Origin of the sequence: Psychrobacillus sp. FSL K6-1464, from assembly GCF_038003145.1 — a bacterium.
GTDB lineage: Bacteria > Bacillota > Bacilli > Bacillales_A > Planococcaceae > Psychrobacillus > Psychrobacillus psychrotolerans.
Genome location: NZ_JBBOOP010000002.1, coordinates 349,541 through 368,436 on the forward strand (window position 1 = coordinate 349,541; position 18,896 = coordinate 368,436).

The 18,896-nt window shown below is 39.2% G+C and carries 13 protein-coding genes; 9 read left to right on the forward strand and 4 right to left on the reverse strand.

What is annotated here, in order from left to right; all coding sequences use genetic code 11:
- Nucleotides 1-57: 57 nt before the first annotated feature.
- Both MKX39_RS21760 and MKX39_RS21765 read left to right on the forward strand, forming a co-directional pair.
- Entirely contained in the window at nucleotides 58-2,919 is a 2,862-nt protein-coding gene (locus tag MKX39_RS21760; protein ID WP_340771951.1) for a M23 family metallopeptidase, read from the forward strand.
- 66 nt (nucleotides 2,920-2,985) lie between these two features.
- Nucleotides 2,986-3,438 carry a hypothetical protein gene (locus tag MKX39_RS21765; protein WP_340771954.1) on the forward strand — a complete coding sequence of 151 codons (453 nt, stop codon included), beginning with the start codon at nucleotides 2,986-2,988 and terminating at the stop codon, nucleotides 3,436-3,438.
- Between the two features lie 42 nt (nucleotides 3,439-3,480).
- Here MKX39_RS21765 and MKX39_RS21770 read toward each other — a convergent pair whose 3' ends face one another.
- A complete protein-coding gene (locus MKX39_RS21770) occupies nucleotides 3,481-3,924 on the reverse strand; it encodes a hypothetical protein (RefSeq protein ID WP_340771956.1) in 444 nt (147 codons plus the stop codon).
- Between the two features lie 136 nt (nucleotides 3,925-4,060).
- On the opposite strand from MKX39_RS21770, the gene MKX39_RS21775 reads away from it, so the two are divergent.
- The gene (locus MKX39_RS21775) at nucleotides 4,061-4,642 is read left to right on the forward strand and encodes a hypothetical protein (RefSeq protein WP_340765457.1); all 582 of its coding nucleotides are present in this window, start codon (nucleotides 4,061-4,063) and stop codon (nucleotides 4,640-4,642) included.
- A gap of 268 nt (nucleotides 4,643-4,910) precedes the next feature.
- On the opposite strand, the gene MKX39_RS21780 is transcribed toward MKX39_RS21775, so the two are convergent.
- Both MKX39_RS21780 and MKX39_RS21785 read right to left on the reverse strand, forming a co-directional pair.
- Nucleotides 4,911-5,954 (reverse strand): hypothetical protein, encoded by a 1,044-nt coding sequence (locus MKX39_RS21780; protein WP_340765459.1) that lies wholly within the window; start codon nucleotides 5,952-5,954, stop codon nucleotides 4,911-4,913.
- A 691-nt stretch (nucleotides 5,955-6,645) separates the two neighbouring features.
- Nucleotides 6,646-7,497: a helix-turn-helix transcriptional regulator gene (locus tag MKX39_RS21785; RefSeq protein ID WP_340765461.1), complete on the reverse strand. Its 852-nt coding sequence runs from the start codon at nucleotides 7,495-7,497 to the stop codon at nucleotides 6,646-6,648.
- Between the two features lie 106 nt (nucleotides 7,498-7,603).
- On the opposite strand from MKX39_RS21785, the gene MKX39_RS21790 reads away from it, so the two are divergent.
- Nucleotides 7,604-7,762 carry a hypothetical protein gene (locus tag MKX39_RS21790; RefSeq protein ID WP_340765462.1) on the forward strand — a complete coding sequence of 53 codons (159 nt, stop codon included), beginning with the start codon at nucleotides 7,604-7,606 and terminating at the stop codon, nucleotides 7,760-7,762.
- A gap of 430 nt (nucleotides 7,763-8,192) precedes the next feature.
- Nucleotides 8,193-9,452, forward strand: a complete 1,260-nt coding sequence (locus MKX39_RS21795) for a hypothetical protein (RefSeq protein WP_340765464.1) — start codon at nucleotides 8,193-8,195, stop codon at nucleotides 9,450-9,452.
- Between the two features lie 69 nt (nucleotides 9,453-9,521).
- Here the strand turns inward: MKX39_RS21795 and MKX39_RS21800 are convergent, their stop codons facing one another.
- Nucleotides 9,522-10,139, reverse strand: coding sequence for a hypothetical protein (locus MKX39_RS21800; protein WP_340765466.1), 618 nt, complete (start codon nucleotides 10,137-10,139; stop codon nucleotides 9,522-9,524).
- A 154-nt stretch (nucleotides 10,140-10,293) separates the two neighbouring features.
- On the opposite strand from MKX39_RS21800, the gene MKX39_RS21805 reads away from it, so the two are divergent.
- The 4 genes from MKX39_RS21805 (at nucleotide 10,294) to MKX39_RS21820 (ending at nucleotide 18,879) form a co-directional block, all read left to right on the forward strand.
- Nucleotides 10,294-11,205, forward strand: a complete 912-nt coding sequence (locus tag MKX39_RS21805; RefSeq protein WP_340765467.1) for a hypothetical protein — start codon at nucleotides 10,294-10,296, stop codon at nucleotides 11,203-11,205.
- A gap of 28 nt (nucleotides 11,206-11,233) precedes the next feature.
- On the forward strand, nucleotides 11,234-13,675 hold the full coding sequence (recD2, locus tag MKX39_RS21810; RefSeq protein ID WP_340765470.1) for an SF1B family DNA helicase RecD2: 2,442 nt from the start codon (nucleotides 11,234-11,236) through the stop codon (nucleotides 13,673-13,675).
- 142 nt (nucleotides 13,676-13,817) lie between these two features.
- Complete coding sequence (locus tag MKX39_RS21815) at nucleotides 13,818-17,120, forward strand: leucine-rich repeat protein (protein WP_340771959.1); 3,303 nt, start codon at nucleotides 13,818-13,820, stop codon at nucleotides 17,118-17,120.
- A 157-nt stretch (nucleotides 17,121-17,277) separates the two neighbouring features.
- The gene (locus MKX39_RS21820) at nucleotides 17,278-18,879 is read left to right on the forward strand and encodes an ATP-binding protein (RefSeq protein WP_340771962.1); all 1,602 of its coding nucleotides are present in this window, start codon (nucleotides 17,278-17,280) and stop codon (nucleotides 18,877-18,879) included.
- The last annotated feature ends 17 nt before the right edge of the window (nucleotides 18,880-18,896 follow it).

Consider the following 18,896-nt stretch of genomic DNA (forward strand, 5'->3'; position numbering starts at 1 on the left):
TTTTGGTTGTCGAATGCCCTCTAATTGCATATAAGGCAAAAAGGGGTGATGAACAGCATGAGTAATGAAGACAAACAAACGCAAGGCGATGGCCTCGCGAAAGATATGGCAGGAAAAGCAGGGAGCGGTGCGAAACAGGCTGGGAAAGCTGTTGTTCGGAAGGCATCAAAAGGAATCGGGAAAAAAGTGGCTGGAATGGCAGCGAAAAAGTTAGCATTTGCTATGGCACAAGGATTTGCAGCAACCCTAAAACTTTTAGCCCCAGTACTTATTGGCTTTTTAATTGTTGTATTTATCGTCATATCAGCATGGTATGTAATGTTCGAAATGAGAGGGAAAGACCAGGAATACAGCGAGAAAGATGTACATCAAAATGAAATGCAAGTCGATGACAAATACGGCAATTCGGTAAAAGAAGTATCTGGACAGAACACAGCGATCATCGACTTTTATCGTAATCAAGAGCGATTTGGGTACTGGCAAATAATTGATGAAGAAGACGATCCTTCATGGAACTTTATCAAGCCAGTTATGCCTTACAAGCTAACAGATAAAAATCCCGGAATAAAAGGGGATGTGCCTTACGGTCTTACGAAGGCAGATGGTTCTGTGGAAGATTACTACAAACAGGAGAAAACATACACTATGAACGCAAACTTCCTTTTTTCTCTTGATGAAGATTTGCATAGACAGGCATTCCGCTATCCAGAACAGTTTTTAAAGCCCGTTTATTATGAGGAGTTAGAAAACGGTGAAATGCAAGAACGTAAAGATAAGGTAAAGCCAGCTCGTGGAGTAGGTTCTCCAGAAGATCCCTATATAGCAACTTCGGATAAGGGTGTTTCTGTGAAGCAAAAGAAACTAGCTGATCCACAATTAGAAGCAGAATCTCGTGTGTTTGATGAAGAGAAGAACGAATTCACTGAGAAGACAGAGAAATCTGTTCATGACTGGGGATTAGCAACGATCTTTGAATATCGAACAGATAAAATTATTCGAACGGTAGAGGGAGTTTGGACAAAAGAAGACTACTATGACAAAGGGTGCGATTGCGTGAAACAAAAACCCATTAGTATAGAGTATGTCTACATGATGAAAGGGTATCCAATTACAATCTGGTTAATTGAGCATGCAACAACATTCAACATGGATATCGAACTCGCATATGAGAATTTTAAAGAGCCGGTGGGACCACTTCGAGACGCAACAGACACAGATCCATCGAGCGATGCGAACCGCATTTTCTATAAAACACATGATGTCTATGAAACTCGCACACGAATGATTCAAGATCCAAGTGATCCAAAAAAAGAAGTAGCAGAAGAATATGAAGTATTCGTGAAGACTGTCGACCTCTATCGATTCCGAGAGGGAGAAATTATGGAAGATAAGCCAATGCCAATGCCAGAACGTTTCGTAAAAGAAGACCACGGCACAGATTATTTGATGGATTACGGGTTCTTTTACCGTTCATGGGTTCCAAAGTCCGTAATGGAAAAATTCGATTTTGAAGAACGAATGGGCGGAATCACAATGGACCTTGGCAATATCGAAACAGGTACCCACACGAATAATGCCAATTATACCCGTTCCATGCAGTACTACGACATCATTGAAAAATATGCTGGGCAGTTTGGTGTAGACCCTAATTTAATTGTTGCCCTTATCGCACAAGAATCAGGAGGGAAAGCCCATATCAAAGATGGTCTTATGCAAATTGTCAATTTAGGAAATGATCCGAGAGCAGTGACAGCAAAAAATAATAGTGGTCAATCGCAAACCTTCTATATAGGTGGTAATGAACGGAACGACCCGGAGAAATCGATTAAGTGGGGGGTCATGTATTTTGCTAGTAAAATGCAAGCACATGATAACAATCCGTTAAAAGCACTCCAGTCGTACAATTTTGATGTTAGTGGATTTATGAAAAAGAATTATCCAGAAGCATGGATGGATAGTGGTAATGCATGGATGCAATACAGAGAAGAAGCACGAATGTCACTAGCAACAGCAGCGGGTTATTCGGGTTCAAAGAGTGCTAGTTATTGGTGTGCTCCAAACCTTGAAAAATCTGGGGGAAGTCGATGGGGCGATATTTGCTATATCGAAAACGTGATGCGTTATTATGCAGGGGACAAATTAGAAGGTTTTGCACCAAATACGCCAGAAACTCCAGTGGAAGGGTCCGAACCTGAAAAAGAGCCTGAAAAAGAAAGTGGTGGATTATTTGATTCTATCAAAAAAATCATCGCAGCAATCATCGGAAAAGAATACAAAGAAGATGAGCCAAGAAGAGTATTTGAACATTCTATGAATAAATGGGAAGTTGTCGACGTTATGAAACAAGCCTCTACCTTCGACAAAAAAATACTATTCTCAGAAACAGGAGATGCAGACTCTAAACAATTCTGGGAAGAAGGATTTAATCCAGCTACAGCAGCACCTGTAGCGGGCGGAAGTTACGAGAGCTTTACTAATCTAGTGCCGAATGCGAGCGGGTACATCACGCCTTTAGCTATTCCGAACCCAATTGTGACTAGCTGTTACGGAATGCGTCTCCACCCCATCGAAAAGGTCATGAAACTGCACAGAGGGGTAGATGTAGGAGTGCCTACAGGAACACCACAATACGCCATTTCCGATGGTGTGGTAGAAGTGTCCAGAAATATGGGTACTGGTTGGGGAGAATATGTCACTGTCCGTTTTACGGACGGCAACTCAGCCGTATATGCCCATTTAAGTCAGCGATTAGTCCAAGTTGGTCAGCAAGTCAAACAAGGACAGGCTATTGGACTAACAGGAACGACAGGGTCTTCGACAGCACCTCACATGCATTTTGAATTTAACGTGGGTGGTCAATACGTAGATCCTTATTTCATCGTAGTAGGAGCAGGAAAGTCACAAGCAGCATGCAAATAAGCTCTTATGAATGAGAGCCTATCTGCATAAGATAGAGCAAAAGACCAGAAGGAGGTGAAGAGAGATATGTCAAAAATAAATGGATTTGTAACAGCATTCCTGCTGGTGACAGTATTCCTTTGGATGAGTGCTCCTGCATTCGCGGATGCAGCAAGTTACTCCAGTAAAGGGTTAGGCGAAAACAATGCCGACCCATTGACAGGCTTAACGGTGACATCGGACGAGAATGTAAATGGCGGTGTCCCAACGGTGAACGTACCCAATGTTCAAATTGAACAAGCGAAGGATTTTGTAGAGAGAAGAGGATTTGATGTCGTTGGGCTTATGCAAACGTTCGGTCAACCATTCGCTATTATTCTCTTTATCTTCGGTGCATTCCTGACGGGGGCTGGTGCAATGGGTAAATCGAGTGGTGCTGCAAAAGGCGTCATCGTAATGGTCATTGCCATACTAGTTTACGCAGCTGTTCTATCCGGACCAGAACTAATGGATTTCGGAAACGCATGGCTGAAAAGTTAACAAAGAAGAGGTCCCCGAGTGGGAACCTCTTTTTTCGTGTGTCTATTCATAAGATACCGATTCGTCTACTACGTGCGATTCTAAATCCGTCTTTAACATACGAAGCGTTTCTTCCTCATATATATATATAGGGTCATCTATTACTCTGACACCATCTTTTGTCTCATATATTAGCAAAGTGACAGATTGTACGGATTTGTTTTCTTCTTTAACATATCGCTCGAAAGGCTTGATAAATTCGACACCATATATCATCAGACTGTCCGCCTCAATGGTGATAGTAGCGTGCTTTTTATCCAATTCGACATTGCTCACATTATATGCAAAGGCGTCTAAGTTCTCCTCTGCCGGTAGTGGAACGACGGAATAATTATCTAGATTTTTTTCATTACCTTCAGGCCATGCGTAGAAGTAGGCTATACCTATGAGTAGAATTACCAAAGGAATTAACAAAGGAAGTAGCCATTTTTTTTTGTCTTTTACCATATACAACACCTCATTTTTTTCTATCTTATGCTTCCGAATAGAGTCTATGCTGTAAATAGTTTTCTACGGCGTCGTACGACGATTTAAATGAATGAATCCATGTAAAATGAATAGATTATAGAAAGGAGGATTACCGATGAAACTATTAAAAATAAGTGGAATATTACTAGCGGCAACACTCGTTCTGATGGGTTGCTCGGATAAAGAAGAAACGAAAACAAAAGAAATGGTTCAAATTGACAAAAAGGAGCTAGAAAAGATGGTTGAAGCTTCTCAGTTTAAAGAAGAGGCCAAATATTATCGCGATTACGTACGAGAGCTAACTGAGAAATTGACAGAGGAAGAGAAAGCAAAACTGATTGAGCAAGAATGGAGCTATGAAATCGACGTAAACGGTGTAAAATTCCCTGAAAGTGGAGAGCTTGAAATAACTGCTGAAGAACTTCTCGTAACAGTATCAGAAAAGCGTGCCCCATTCTCTGTCCTTCCATTGGAAGAGAGTATAAAAGGAAAGATTTTTCAAGCCTTGAATCATAGTGTAGTTATGAATGGTCAAGAGATGGAAATGGAGACAATTAGTCAGACGGAAACGGAGCATGTCATTACCTTTGCGAAAGAGAAAGTGACAAGCGGAGATGTGTTTATGATTGAACTCCAAGAGGATGTAGCAGAACGACTAGGTGTAAAAATGAGAAGCATTACTATTCGTATACGATAACTGAATAGATAAATTGGTTAAAGCATATGATGGTTTATAGACGTCCTTATAGCTATCTTATACTAAGAACATTCCTTGTGAACAACGAATGTTAATAGTTATGGTTAGTTCATGTGACTGAATTCTAGGGATTCATCATATCTCAGGACGGATGGGAAAGCTGCCGGTTGGCAGTTTTTTTGTGTGTAGTTACTCTGTTTGGAACTGAACGAAAAATAAAGCAACAGTAAAAAAAACTCAAACCCTTGTGGATTTGAGCTTTTGTTAATTATCTATCTGGAGTTGTAATTGTTATAACTCCGGTATTATTTGTTACGTTATCGAACTCAAGGGAATGACTTAATTCAAGTGCGAAATTACCGCTTGTGTTTGAAGATCTAATTGCAGGACGAGCAGTTAACTTGTTTGAATAGATTGGATATAAAGCTCTAGTAAAATTCCAACGTCCATATTTAGAACTCTTAGAAGACAGGTCTACTGTGTTATAGCGAACCCCAGTATTAAAACTATAACTAATCCCAGGTACTCCAGCACCAGATAGAGAAACCGCAACAGTACTACTGCTTGTAGTAGATGGTCCCCAATCTAAAAGAGTTTGATAAGTATATGGTACAGCTAATCTAGTATATAGATCATTTAAATAGCGTAGACCACTCGTACGTTCGTATTGAGTATTTGTCACAACATCCCATACTGATCCAGCCACACCGTTAATAGATGCAGTACTAGATTTTCTGCTCATTTCCACACTAGTTGTTAAATAGTGAGCAGAACTATTGAAAGACCAGTTAAAATTTCTGATAACAGGATTTGCTACAGGCTGTACCGCTGCAATAGAAACAGTATTGTCATTTTTAAGATTTGTTTTTTCAGAAGATCCCATTTTAACAGAAAGCTCATTTTTGTTTTCTGCTTTGCGTTCAAGGACTGTTTCCTTAATATCATCTAATGTACGTTCTTCATTTTCAACCTGATTAAAATAATAATCAATCACTTCTTGTCCGTTTACTACGTCTTTTGAAATTGCCTCAAGATAAAAATCTGTATCGCCTGAAATGATATTTGTATCAATTGGTTCACCATTGTTGTGCAACCACAAATACGTTTCTTTAGAAGATCCGGGCTGAACCGATTTAATATTATCCTCAATAATGTTTTTAGTGGATGTATCCTTGTATTCTTCCCACTTATTAATCTTCACGTCTTTAGCAAACGCATCTGGGCTACCTATTGTTAAACCTGCAATTAATACACCCACACCCATTAAAGAACTAGCAAACTTTCTTTTTGAAAAAAAATTAAATTTACTCAAATTAACCATCTCTCCTTTATGATTTTTTGTTTGAAACTAGTGAATTAGTGAAAAAATATTGAAATGCTGTTGTTTTACTAGGCATCAGTCCCAGTTTCGTAGGGGATTCACGAGACTGACAATCAAGTGCCATAAAAAGTAATACTTAAATTATCCATTCGTGTCCTCCTTTAACTGTATATCTAATTTCAATAGTACTGAAGAATCTTTTGATAAGAAATAGGATGTTATGCAAGAATTTGTTATTAATATATATATTTCTGAATAATATGATATATTATTGAAGAAATGAGGTGATTTTTTTGGAAAAAATAATGAAATCAATAATTACTATTTCATTAATAGTTTTAGCGATAAATAGTTTCTTTTTGGTAAGTTATTTAAAAACATTAACTGAATTAATAAGTGTACTAGTGAATGCAGGAAACTAATATTGTTGTTAATAAGAACGTAGAAAGTTTGCTATTGGCTATATAAAATGTAAAAAGTATACACAAGTGTGCTGATGAAACACTTTTATTACAAATCCAAAATGAAATAAAGCTAATGTATAAACACACTGCCATAAATGAAGCATTGGCAGTGTGTTTTGCTTGTATAATATAGTGTTGATTTTTTTGAGCATGAGGAGTGTGAAACAATGAAAGAAGAGCAAAAACACAATCTAAATTACCTTTATACATAGCTAATTTTATAGATTTTTGAGGTCTTCCTTGGTCCTATTGGCATTCGTATCGTTTGCAGTAAGAATAAAAACTAACAAGGCCTTATTGAAGGCTTCTTCAGCATCAATAAGATTTCCGTTTTTTTTAGAAAGGACACCAATAAGATGATAGGTTTCACCTAATAAATACATCAAATGATGTGTTTCAATGTTAGACAGGACTTCTTTAGCTACGATTAAGGCTTTTTCATAATTCCCGATTTTAAACAAAGAGTTTGAATAGTTGTATCCAATTCTAGGAAGAAGGGTAGAATCTTCTATGATAGGTCGGTTTATAATTTTTGCATAAAGAATTTCGTAAATATGTATGGCCTCATGGTATTTCTTTTTTGCTAAGTAAATTAACCCAATAGAATTAACGATGCTAGTATCTAGTTCTGAACCATATTTCTTTAAATTAACGAGGCTATTCAAAACGGATAACGCTTCATCTATTCTGTTTTCTTTTTTATGTAAAAGAATTGCTCGATGCCACCCAATAAATTTTCCGAATTCTAGTTTGGAATAAGGAGAGTTTAATTCTTGTAATATTTGCTTAGACTCTTCTAAAACAAGTTCTAATGAGATAAAATCCTCCGCATATGTAAATTCCCTGCATCTTTTTTTTAGTTCCTCAACCTCTTCATTAAACGGGAATAATGCTTTAAATGGAATCTCTAATTTCAGACAGATATCATTAACAATTTCTAGTCTTGGTAATTGTTTTCCTTGTTCTAGTCTATAAATAGTAGATTCGTCACATAAACCTTCTGCTAGCTTCTTTATGGATATTCCTTTTGTTTTCCTGAAATAAGCTACTTTTTTACCGAAACCTTCCATTAATATTACCCCCTTAATTTACACATTCTTGCATAACATCCTATATCTTTACTAATCCTATTATATTATATTAATTGATAGAGAGATAGTAAGGGGGGAAGTTATAATGAATAATAAAAATAGATTCGGTAAAATAATCGTAGCATTTTTAATGTCTATTGGACTATTTACTAATGTATCAAGCGGTAAGGATACAAACTTAGAGAAACAATCGACTACAGAGTATGTACAAAACTCAGATGAAACGATTGATGGGAAGCATTAATAGATTTAAGAAAAGGGTTGACTCCTGCACGCCAGAGTCAATCTTTTTTTTATTTATGCAGTCATTCGTCTATAATTTGGAATGAAATATTTTGGAAAGCATAGAATAAAACAAACGCAACCGGATGTATAAACTTTCAAGTGGTCTGATTTTATAGTCGCATAACAAACCAAGAAGCAGGGCTTTTTGGGCGGCTAAAAATCAGAGACGAATAATTACTAAAAAGACATCCCAGTGGCGTACAAAGAGAAAGAGTGTTCTTTTAATCAATAAGGTTAATAAGTCCCTCTTTTTTTCTTAAAAACTACCGCAGACACTTTCATGTGTACTGCGGTGTTCTATTTTTATTCGGGATTACATTGACAACTAATTATATTAAGTGTATACTGTAGTATACAAGTATAGGCAAGTAAAAAGGAGGAGTTTTGACATGTATGCAACGCAAGACTTCGTAGCTATTGAACGGGAACTGGATGAAAAAAAGGAACGTATACGAAGAATTAATCGAAAAGAGAAGCGTGCATCCCTCCTTAAAAATAATGGTTGGGCTAATATGCTCGACTTGACAGCGATAAAAGAAATGGATTTATCTGCCGCAAAAGGAAAAACTCTTTATTCTATAATTGCAGAAATTCCTGTACATAAATGTTTTCGACCAAATCTGCCAGAAGGAGAATATTTTCCCTGTCTCTTATTTCCCCAACATTTTGCTTGGGTTTATATTGATGAACAAGGACACTCTCGTTATTTTACTCGAGCAAAACGTTCAAAAGATAAAATGTACCATACTGTGTCACTGGACATAACGGATCTAGTTGAACTTGGATTTGGATTAAGCAATATCGAGGCCTGTGACCTTATCAGTAAGCACCTATCCCCAGATGTAGTAAAGGAACAATGGCCAGCATCTGGTCACCAACATTACCGAGAGTTAATGAAATGTTGGCAGAAGAGCGGACTGCGTAATCATAAGGTGATGAAGCCACTAATACACGTTTTGGAAGAACTCATTCAATCGGGAGAGTCGTTTTTGGTTAAGAGCCATTGGTCACATGAAGGAAATCCGGTGTTTTTCGCCTCTCATAGATACTTAGCAGAACGTGCTGGAGAGGGAAGGACCACTTTCACTAAAAAGATAAACACTCTAGCTTCTCTTGGAATTATTCGTAAGGTTCCTATAGATGATGTACCTGATAATTTACGCAATTTAACACTACACAGACAATCGAAACTAGGTTATGGGTTCCATCTTTCCTACTTTTCCATTCCTTCTTATAAGGAAACGTTGGAACTAATAGAATCTAACCTTCGCAAGTTAAATCTACAGAAATTATCATATGGAAAATCGACGAAAGAAAAAATTCGTGCTGTGATGGGAGAAGAATCAGCAAATAAAGCTTTTCCACAATTAGTAGATAATACGAAGAAAACAAGACACCTAGCACCTACATTAAGAGGTATTTTTGGACAATTGATGAAAAATGGACCCGTTCGGAAACAATCCCTAATAGATATAACAGTGGTGGGTTTTACAGCGAAGGAAGTCAAGCGAGTGGTAGAGAGAGAGTGGATGACATGGATTCAGGATTTTGGTCTGGAATATCGGCGTCCTAAAAAACATGAGGTTGAGAAATATCAATTAAGTTCGAACGAATTTCATGCATTGCCAAAGCGAGCTATTCGAAAGTAAGACGGAGACCTTCTAATCGAGGGTCTTTTTTTATGTGCAAAAAAAAAGACGCCGAAGCGTCCTTTCGTTTTATACGTATTGCGTGTTCACGATCATTGTTGCACCAGGATATTTCTTAACTTCTTCTTGCATTAAGAAAAGGCAGTCATTATGACTGATTTGTCCTCGAGCAGCCTTCATTACAATTTGCTGGAATGCTTGCTGAACGATTAAGTCATCTTTAGGAGAGAGTCCATTGACAGAAATACCTGCACCAAGTAGAACGGGCTCAGGTGTGTATTCTTCTTCTGGCTCCTCGTCTAATTTTTGTTGCTCCATTTCAGCTTCCAGTTCTGCTTCTTGGAAGAAGTGAACAGCCCCACCAAAAGGAATTTTACCGAGAGCAGCTTCCATTAATACTTTCTGGAACGGGTTTTGACCAGATGTGTCACTCGCTATTTCTTCGTTTAGAAAATCTGCAACAACCTCATGATCTTCTTCCGTTACACCAAAGTAATCTTCGATCTCTGAGCGAATTTCATCTGCAATTTCCATTGGAGTTGTTGAATTGTCTATCTCTACAAGCACTGTGAAATCAGGTAGAACATTAAATAGTCCGACGATATCCTCATTCGTTTGTTGCTTAATAGAAACTAATTGATTTGCGAACTCCTCGATTGTTACACCTTTTTTATTCTTGATTTTCATAATGAAAATTCCCCTTTCGTTTTTGAATCTGCTACATCATATGCGATGACAAACGTATTTATTCCTATTGTTCTACCAGGTTCATATGGCAATGCGTAGTAGCAATGTCCTTTTTTGAATAGAATACTTCAACGAATAAATAGGAGGGATTTATATGAAATGGAAACAAAGGGTGGCAGTAGTTCTGACAGTCGGATTGCTTTTGACAGCATGTGAGAAAAAAACAGAAAAATGGGATGCCGATACAGAAGAAAAATATCTGACAGAAATGGCAGAGACAGCTACTAATCCAGTAGAAACGAAAGAAAAATTAGATGCAAAAATTACACAAATGAGCAAAACGGGTGTCATGCATGGTGTAGATGCTTATTTGTACGGCTTAAATGAAAAAGCTATGGAGTTAAATGAAAAGGTAAAACCTTACGTGGATGAACTAAATAAGCTAGGCATTGTTAGTCTATCGAACGAATGGAAAACCGGTGTAGAAGATGCTAGCGATGGACTATCGGCTCTATTGAAAGAAGCTAGTGAACACTCTCTCGTTCTCTTCCGAACAGAAAGCTTGACTATGTTTAGCCCTGATTTTGTTGGAGTAGCAGAAGAATACAAATCCGGGATGGATGTCAGTATGTATGAATTTATGCTATTTACTGGTGAAGAACAGACAAAGCACTATTTTAATGCAGAATCCAATGTCCTTGACTTAGATATCGTCGCAGAACGCATTAAGAAGCTTGACCGATTACTCGAGAAACACAAAGGTACACAAATGGAGGAATCTCTCCATATAAGCAGATCTTTCTATGCGACGCTCTACTTTGGACAAAACAGCAATGCTCTTCTAGAAGGGGATAAAGTGTCAGGGTACGCAATGTCTCATTATGAAAAAACGATGAAAGAAGACTTATCTATTCAAGAAACACTCAAGGGATACGTTCAACTATTGAAAGAGAACGGCTTAAAGTATGACGCACCGGATGTGCTGATCTATCTATCAGAAGCAGGATTAGTGGAAAGTCAAACATACGATGAAGAAGCAATAGAAAAAGAGACAGAAAAAAAATAAAAACAAGAAAAGAGGAGGAGGTGGAACGATGACTGGTATGTTTAATGTATTTAATGACTTAAATGACCTAAATGAGGGATACTTGGCCGGAAAAGAAATCGGAGAGCGTCTGACCATAACTGGTATAGTAAGAGACGAATTTTATTACGACAACATCAATCGATTTGGTGTATATAGCATCGAATTGGATGACATGCGTACGAAAGTGTCAGGAGAGTTTCCGTATCAATTAAAGGTTGGGCAAACGTATCAGATAAGAGGGAAGGTTTACGAATACAAAGAGGAGTTGCAACTAAAAGCGGATGCCGTTTATCCAGAGCGACCATCGACAAAAGAAGGAATCGTTGCCTTCCTCCAGACGCTCCATGGGTTGAATATACGAGCGAATCTTTTGTATGAAACGTACGGGATGGATGTAATTAACATTCTTATGAAAGAGCCGGAACGAATAGCTGAGGAAGTACGAGGGATTGGTGCGAAAAGTGTGAAGGCGTGGCAAGAACAGCTCGTGGTCCTACAAGACGATTACCATTCGTTAATGAGGCTCATGGGTCTTGGGCTTTCTATGCGAGATGCTGAATATTTGTTTAAAAGGTTTGGCGAATCAGCAGCAGAATCCATTGAGCAGAATCCCTACTGGTTACAAATACACCTCAAAGGATATAGTTTTAAAGCATGTGACAAAGTGGCTGCCACTATGGATTTTCCAGGTGATGCTCCCGAGCGAATAGAAGGAGGAATATTGTTTGTTCTTGAGCGATTTGAATGGAGCGGACATTGTTATACGAGTGACACTCAATTAAAAGAAGAACTCAAAAAGTTATTAGAATTGACGTTAACTTATCAAGAAGTCAAGGATATACTTAAGCGTCAAGAAGGACCAAGCTTACTCATTTCTTATAGAAGTAAGCGATATAAAGTGGCGAGAGAAACGTTAGAAAAACATGCAAGAAGATTTCCCATTGTTCGTGTTTCGGATAAGCTGATTGATGAATCTATAGAGATTTTAAAAATCGCAAATAAGATTGTTGTAGAAGAAAGTCGTATTTACCTTCCAGAAACCTATGATGCAGAAGTTAAAAGTGCTATAGCAGTTGGAGCTCTAAAAAGAGAACGTGTGCCGTTTTCACAAATCCTAGAGCCTGTGGCAAGAGAGATGCTTCTGCGGGAGAAAGTGTCACTAGAAAATAAACAAATGGAAGCGGTGGAACGGTTTACTTCCGAACAAGGCGGAATGCACTTGCTCGATGGTTCGGCGGGTTGCGGAAAGACATTTACCTTGAATATTATCTTGAAAGTAATCGAAGAGAAATTTAGAAGAACTCGTCTACCTTTTGAATATATGATTCTTGCACCTACTGGCCGTGCTGCAAAGGTTGCTAGTCAGTCGACAGGGCGACCAGCCCAGACTATCCACCGAGCATTAGGGTATTCTGATGGCAAGTTCGAACATCATTCTAACAATCCATTGTCCGCAACGTGCTATGTGATTGATGAAACATCCATGATTGACATTCATTTAATTGCTTCCTTACTAGACGCAATCCCTAACGGTGCCAAGGTAATTTTCATGGGAGATGGAAAGCAATTAGAGTCCGTAGGGCCAGGAGCAGTCCTGCTAGATTTAATCGCTTCTGGTGTGTTGGATCACGTCACACTAGATGTCGTGAAGAGACAAGCTTTAGACTCTGCTATTATTCGTAATGCAAACCGAATTATTAGAGGAGAAACGATTGAAAGAGAATCTTCTGCGGATGCTCATTTTGTGCGTCGAAACACAAAAGAAACGTTCCAGAAAGGAATTGTCGAATCTGTTCTTCGCATGGTAGGGACTTACTCCCTCGACGATATGCAGGTTTTGTTGCCGATGAAGCGTGGAGAATCAGGGACATATGTAATTAATTTCATGCTTCAACAAGCATTAAATCCTCATAAAGAAGGAGAGCGAATACTAAATCGTATTGTGGACCGAGAAAATGCAGATTCTGTATCTCTTTATTTTCAAGAAGGTGATAAGGTTATTCAGATGAAGAATAACTATGGAATGGAATGGTTCGAAAATAAGAGCGGTCGCCTCGAAAAGCTTCGTCTCAAGGGAGTTATGAACGGAGAAATCGGGTTCATCGAAAAAATAGAAAAGAAATCAACTGCTATCGGACATGCTTTCGTGACAACTGTTCGTTTCCAGGAAGGATTGGTGTTCTATGAAGGGGACCTTCGAGAGTTAGACCATGCGTATGCGATGACTATTCATAAATCTCAAGGTTCTCAGTGGCCATTTGTTATACTCGGACTCACCAATGATCATTATCCAATGTTGCAAAACAGCATTCTCTACACTGGATACACTAGAGCGAAGGATCTCGTCCTAGCAATCGGGAACGAAGAAGCTTTTGACCGGGCAGCACGAAATTTCACGAGCAAAAAGAGAAGAACGACTCTCGCAGCACAACTGCAGGCATCTATATAGGACATCTTGAGAGAAACCACTCCTTCGGGGGTGGTTTTTTGTCGTTCTACAGAGAGCCTAGTGGTTAGTTTTTAGTCGAATCTAATAGTACTATTTGCATATGATAGAGGGTTAAATAAAATAATCTTAGGAGGAATATCAAATGAACGAAATGAAAAACAAGCAATATAAAGCACGACATGTATTATCTAAGTCTTTATTGAAATCTACACTAGCGGCATCCTTACTATTGTCTGGATTTGCAGGGGCAGTGGGTACGACGGGGGCCATTTCGGACTTTTCGGTTGTGCAGGTGGCCGAGGCTGCTAGCCAGCAACAAGTCTCGAATGTTCTAGAGGCGGCAAGTACAGGAGATAATATGAAAGAGAATCCTGCGAGTGATTTCAGCTATACAGTAAATGGTTCTAGTGTAACGATTGTCAAATATTTAGGTTCCAGTAAAGATGTTGTGATTCCAAAATTAATTGATGGAAAACCCGTTACAAATATTGGGTATAATTCTTTTCGTCATCACAACCTAACAAGTGTAGTGATACCAGATAGTGTAACAAATATCGAGGATATCGCATTTGAATATAACAACCTAACAAGCGTAGTTATACCAGACAGTGTGACTAAAATTGGGTTAAATGCATTCGCAAACAATCAACTAAAAAACATATTTTTATCAGATAGCGTGACTATTATCGGGAAAAGTGCTTTTGCTCTCAATCAAATAACAAACATAGTTATACCGGATAGCGTGACTAGTATTGAAGGTGGTGCTTTTGTTGGCAACCAACTAACAGAGGTTATTTTAGGTAAGGGTCTTATAACTATTGGAAACGGTGCTTTTGCTCGCAATCAAATAACAAACATAGTGATACCAGATAGCGTGACCACTATTGAAGACACTGCATTTGTTAGCAACCAACTAACAGAAGTGATTATAGGTGAAAGCGTGAATAGTATTGGAAAGCAGGCGTTTCATGATAACCAACTAACAAGTGTGGTGATACCAAATAACGTGGTTAGTATTAAGGAATCTGCATTTGGATATAATAAAATAAATAAAATAATAGTCAAAAGCCAAAATGTAAATTATGGATCAAATGTCTTGCAGTATAATCCTACAAAAAGTACTGTTTTTAATCCAAAAGACGTAACAATCAATGCTGCAATTGGTTCAACATCCGAAGTGTATGCAAATAACTATAGTCATACATTCAACGGAGTAGACTCTGAACTACAAATCTTAACAGCAACCGCATCTGTTGAAAAAGCGGAAGGTTCTAAGTCGCAAGCAGATATAGATGCTTCTCGTTCCCTAGTGAACGCTTTGCCTGAAAGTGCCAATAAAACAGCCTTGACAGAACGACTGAACGCAGTTCAAACAGTAATCGACGCATCCAAAACCTCTCATGAAGAAATGATGGCGGAACTTATCGACATGAAAGCGTACTTGCTCACTGGTGAAGGTACACGAGCAGATGTGTTAGCCATGAAAGATGCGTTAAATGTCATTTTAGCCGATTCTTTAACTTTAGCAAACGAGTCTCACCGAACAGAAGTAGCTCATTATGCACAGGATGTACTGGACATCATTGGCTTACTGGAGGTCATTTGGGAAAAGATTGCAAGTGGCGAACTAGCGGGAATGGATGAATTAATATCGCAACTGCCAGAATCGGAGCTAAAAGACAATACGCAGCAAGAAGTAGAGGCTGCGAAGGAACCAGAAATCGACAACACTCTAGTAGAAGCTGTAGCGTCTGTTGAAAAAGCAGAACAATCCAAACTTCAAGAAGACGTGGATGCTTCTCGTTCTCTTGTGAACGGTCTATCAGATGGTTCAGAGAAAGCAAGCCTAATAGAACGCTTAGATGCTGTTCAAAAAGGTATCGATGATGCCAAAGCGTTGGCAGAACAAATCGCCAAAGCAACCGCATCTGTAACGAAAGCAGAAGGCACTAAGCTACAAGCAGATATAGACGCTGCTCGACCTTTAGTAGAAGCATTGCCTAACGGTTCGGAGAAAACAACTCTCACAGAGCGACTCGATTCTATCGCAGTGTCGCCAGAAGGTGCAGAACTCCTTCAAGAAGCTCAAGACGCAGTAGGCATGCTGAATGACCAGTCAACAAAAGAGCAAATCACCACTGCAAAAGAACTAGTTGCGAAATTGCCAGATAGCTCCACGAAAACAGAGCTAAACGACCGCATTTCGAGAATCGAGGCCAACCAAAAAGCAACTAATGCAGTAGCTCAAGCAGAGAACAGACAGACCAATTACAACATCTCTCTTGCAGAAAAAGCCGTTCAAGCGTTACGAGAGGGTCCGCTTAAAACGGAACTCACGGAACGTATCGATCAACTCAAGCTAAATTTGGATGCTGAAAACAAAGTGAAATCGGCGGAGCTGACGAAGCGTGACCCGTACATCACGGACGCTATGGATAGCATCAACAAGCTAAATGAGTCTCCAAAGAAAACAGAGCTTACTAACCGTATGAACGTCATCCAAGATACACTAGCAACTGAAGCTGAAACAGCACTCCTAGAAGAAGCGACAACGCATGTCGTTCTAGCTGAACAACATAAACGAGATCCGTACCTAACAAGTGCGAAGGACCTCGTATCAAAACTAATAGATGGAACAGACAAAACAGCTTTAGAAGCACGTTTGAAAGCGATACAAGATGCTGCTCCTGTAGCACCAGAAGCACCAGAGGTGGACCCAGCTCTTCTAAAAGCTGCGGAGACACAAGTTTCTTACGCAGAACGCTACAAGCGTGACCCGTATCTAACACGTGCACAGGAAGCTGTGGATAAACTTCCTACAAGCGAAGTGAAAACCGCTCTTGAAGAAAGACTGAATGTCATTTTCAGTGGAGCAAGTGAACAAATCGAAGCAACTAAGCTAAAAACAGCGACAGACTCTGTTGCGAAAGCAGAAACAGCAAGTGACCTAGTTGTCATCGAAGAAGCTCGTTCTCTTGTGAACGGACTAAAAGACGGCGAAGCGAAGCAAGCACTAGTGGACCGCTTAGATACGATCGAAGTAACCGAATCGATGCAGTTTGCCTATGACTTGAAAGTCGAAATCGATGCCGTTACAGATGCAACAATCAAGAAAGTCCTTCAAGAAGCCTATACAGCAGTTGGAGTGGCAAAAGATCGCCAAACAACTACCTATATGACGAAAGCTTCGACAAATATCAAAGCTTTAAGCCAATACGAAGAAACGCACAGCGAAGTCATCGAAAAACTAGCAACGTTCTTCACAAACATGCAAGAAGAAATCGAAATGCAAAAACTGATAACTGCTGCAGATAAAGCGGTAGAGCTATCAGAAAAATATCAACGTGCGACGTACTACACGAAAGCCCAAGCTGCTATTGATGGTTTGTCAAAAGGGAAAGCGAAAGCCGACCTGCAAGCAAGACTTGATGCAGCTAAGAGCTAAACATGACACAGGCCACTCCTTTAGGGGTGGTTTTTTTATTGGAAAGGATAAGGAGGTTCTCTTCCAAACTGGTAATTTGTAAAATATAATTGACACATATAGTGTGCCGTGCTATAATTAAACACAAGATGTAGTACAGAAAGGGAATGTGATCAACATGGAGACGAAATGGAGCAACATCATCGATGAGAATTATAAATCAGGAGTATCCAACGTCTTTTTGTTGACTGGTACAGTTCACGACTACGTTGCACCTGGCGTATCGCTACGCAATTTCTTGGTAAATCACTATCAAGAAAATACAATACAGATGTGTAGTTACTCGATTGCAACAGGAACAACTATCATTCACGGACCCTTTTTGGAAAAGCAAACACACGGGAGAAATGACTGGGAAGAAATGCTGATTGACTTACGAACAGTAAGAGAAGAGGGTCGCATCATCTATCTGATAGAATACCCAGAGTTTGTACTAGGACATAACGTGAACGGGCAAGTAGATAAAGAAACATCGAACCGATTAATTGGTCTGCATCAATTAATGAACGATACAGCATTCATCAACTCCAACAACATGCTGCTCCTTGTGTCTGAAACGAAAAGTGGCATTCATGAGATGTTCTTAAACGCTAATTCTCGGACGATTATTGTGCCGGTGGACTATCCGGACAGAGAAGAACGGATGGACATGATAGCTTACTTGCGTGCAACTAGTAAGAAGCCGTTCGATTCTGAACTGAGTGATGGGGTATTGGCCAATTTAACTGCAGGTCTTTCTCGCATGCAAATGGAAGACTTGCATCTTCTAGCAGAATCTAGTGGGAAAATGACTCGTAATATGGTCATTGACCGGAAGGAAGAGCTCATCCGAAAAGAATTTGGAGAGCTTATTGAATTTTTTGATACGGAAGGGTTTGGCTTGTCCCAGTTTTCTGGTCAGGAACATATAAAGAAATATCATGAAGAAGCTGTGATCGAACCATTTAAGAATGGAAATACTGCTTATGTTCCAAAAGGACTTCTATATATGGGACCTCCAGGAACAGGAAAAACTTATTTCGCTAGATGCCTTGCGGGAGATGCAGGCATTAACTTTGTAGAGTTCAAGATGTCGAAGATCGTTGATAAATGGGTAGGAACAAGCGAAAGAAATTTAGAAAAAGCGTTCAACTGTTTCTTGTCTATGGCTCCTGTTGGAGTATTCATCGATGAGATGGACCAAGTTCTTTCTAGAGGCGGAGATAACGACTCAAATCCAGTACGACAAAATATATTCGGGATGTTTCTTGCGTTTCTTTCTAAACCGGAGAACCGAGGGAAGATTTTATGGGTGGGAGCAACTAATTATCCAAACAAAATCGACGAAGCTCTTAAACGTGCAGGTCGTTTCGATAAAAAAATTCCATTCTTTGCCCCAGACTCGAATGATCGTATAAGCGTGCTGAGACATCATGTTAAGGCTTCTGGATTTGCGTCTACGCTAATAGAGGCCGACTTGGAAGAGCTTGCTGAGGGAATGGATGGTTTTACACCTGCGGAGATTGAAAACATCGTAGTAAAGGCTAATGAACTGATTCACCGAAGAGGTTTAAGCGGAATGACGAGAGCAGTCATGGATGAAGCAATCGGGTATATGTTACCAGCTTCAAATAGCCGTATTCAAGAAATGACGGATCTTGCTTTAAAAGATACAAACGACTTAGAGTTTTTAACAGGAGACTATAAAGAACGAGCACTAGAATTACACCAAAAACACTAAGAGCCTCTATATGGGGG

What these genes read in the sequence shown, in the direction of transcription:
- MKX39_RS21820 (WP_340771962.1), top strand. Translation starts at nt 17,278, where the DNA reads ATGGAGACGAAATGGAGCAACATCATCGATGAGAATTATAAATCAGGA.
- MKX39_RS21795 (WP_340765464.1), top strand. Translation starts at nt 8,193, where the DNA reads ATGTATGCAACGCAAGACTTCGTAGCTATTGAACGGGAACTGGATGAA.
- MKX39_RS21790 (WP_340765462.1), top strand. Translation starts at nt 7,604, where the DNA reads ATGAATAATAAAAATAGATTCGGTAAAATAATCGTAGCATTTTTAATG.
- MKX39_RS21775 (WP_340765457.1), top strand. Translation starts at nt 4,061, where the DNA reads ATGAAACTATTAAAAATAAGTGGAATATTACTAGCGGCAACACTCGTT.
- MKX39_RS21770 (WP_340771956.1), bottom strand. Translation starts at nt 3,924, where the DNA reads ATGGTAAAAGACAAAAAAAAATGGCTACTTCCTTTGTTAATTCCTTTG.
- MKX39_RS21765 (WP_340771954.1), top strand. Translation starts at nt 2,986, where the DNA reads ATGTCAAAAATAAATGGATTTGTAACAGCATTCCTGCTGGTGACAGTA.
- recD2 (WP_340765470.1), top strand. Translation starts at nt 11,234, where the DNA reads ATGACTGGTATGTTTAATGTATTTAATGACTTAAATGACCTAAATGAG.
- MKX39_RS21785 (WP_340765461.1), bottom strand. Translation starts at nt 7,497, where the DNA reads ATGGAAGGTTTCGGTAAAAAAGTAGCTTATTTCAGGAAAACAAAAGGA.
- MKX39_RS21800 (WP_340765466.1), bottom strand. Translation starts at nt 10,139, where the DNA reads ATGAAAATCAAGAATAAAAAAGGTGTAACAATCGAGGAGTTCGCAAAT.
- MKX39_RS21805 (WP_340765467.1), top strand. Translation starts at nt 10,294, where the DNA reads ATGAAATGGAAACAAAGGGTGGCAGTAGTTCTGACAGTCGGATTGCTT.
- MKX39_RS21815 (WP_340771959.1), top strand. Translation starts at nt 13,818, where the DNA reads ATGAACGAAATGAAAAACAAGCAATATAAAGCACGACATGTATTATCT.
- MKX39_RS21760 (WP_340771951.1), top strand. Translation starts at nt 58, where the DNA reads ATGAGTAATGAAGACAAACAAACGCAAGGCGATGGCCTCGCGAAAGAT.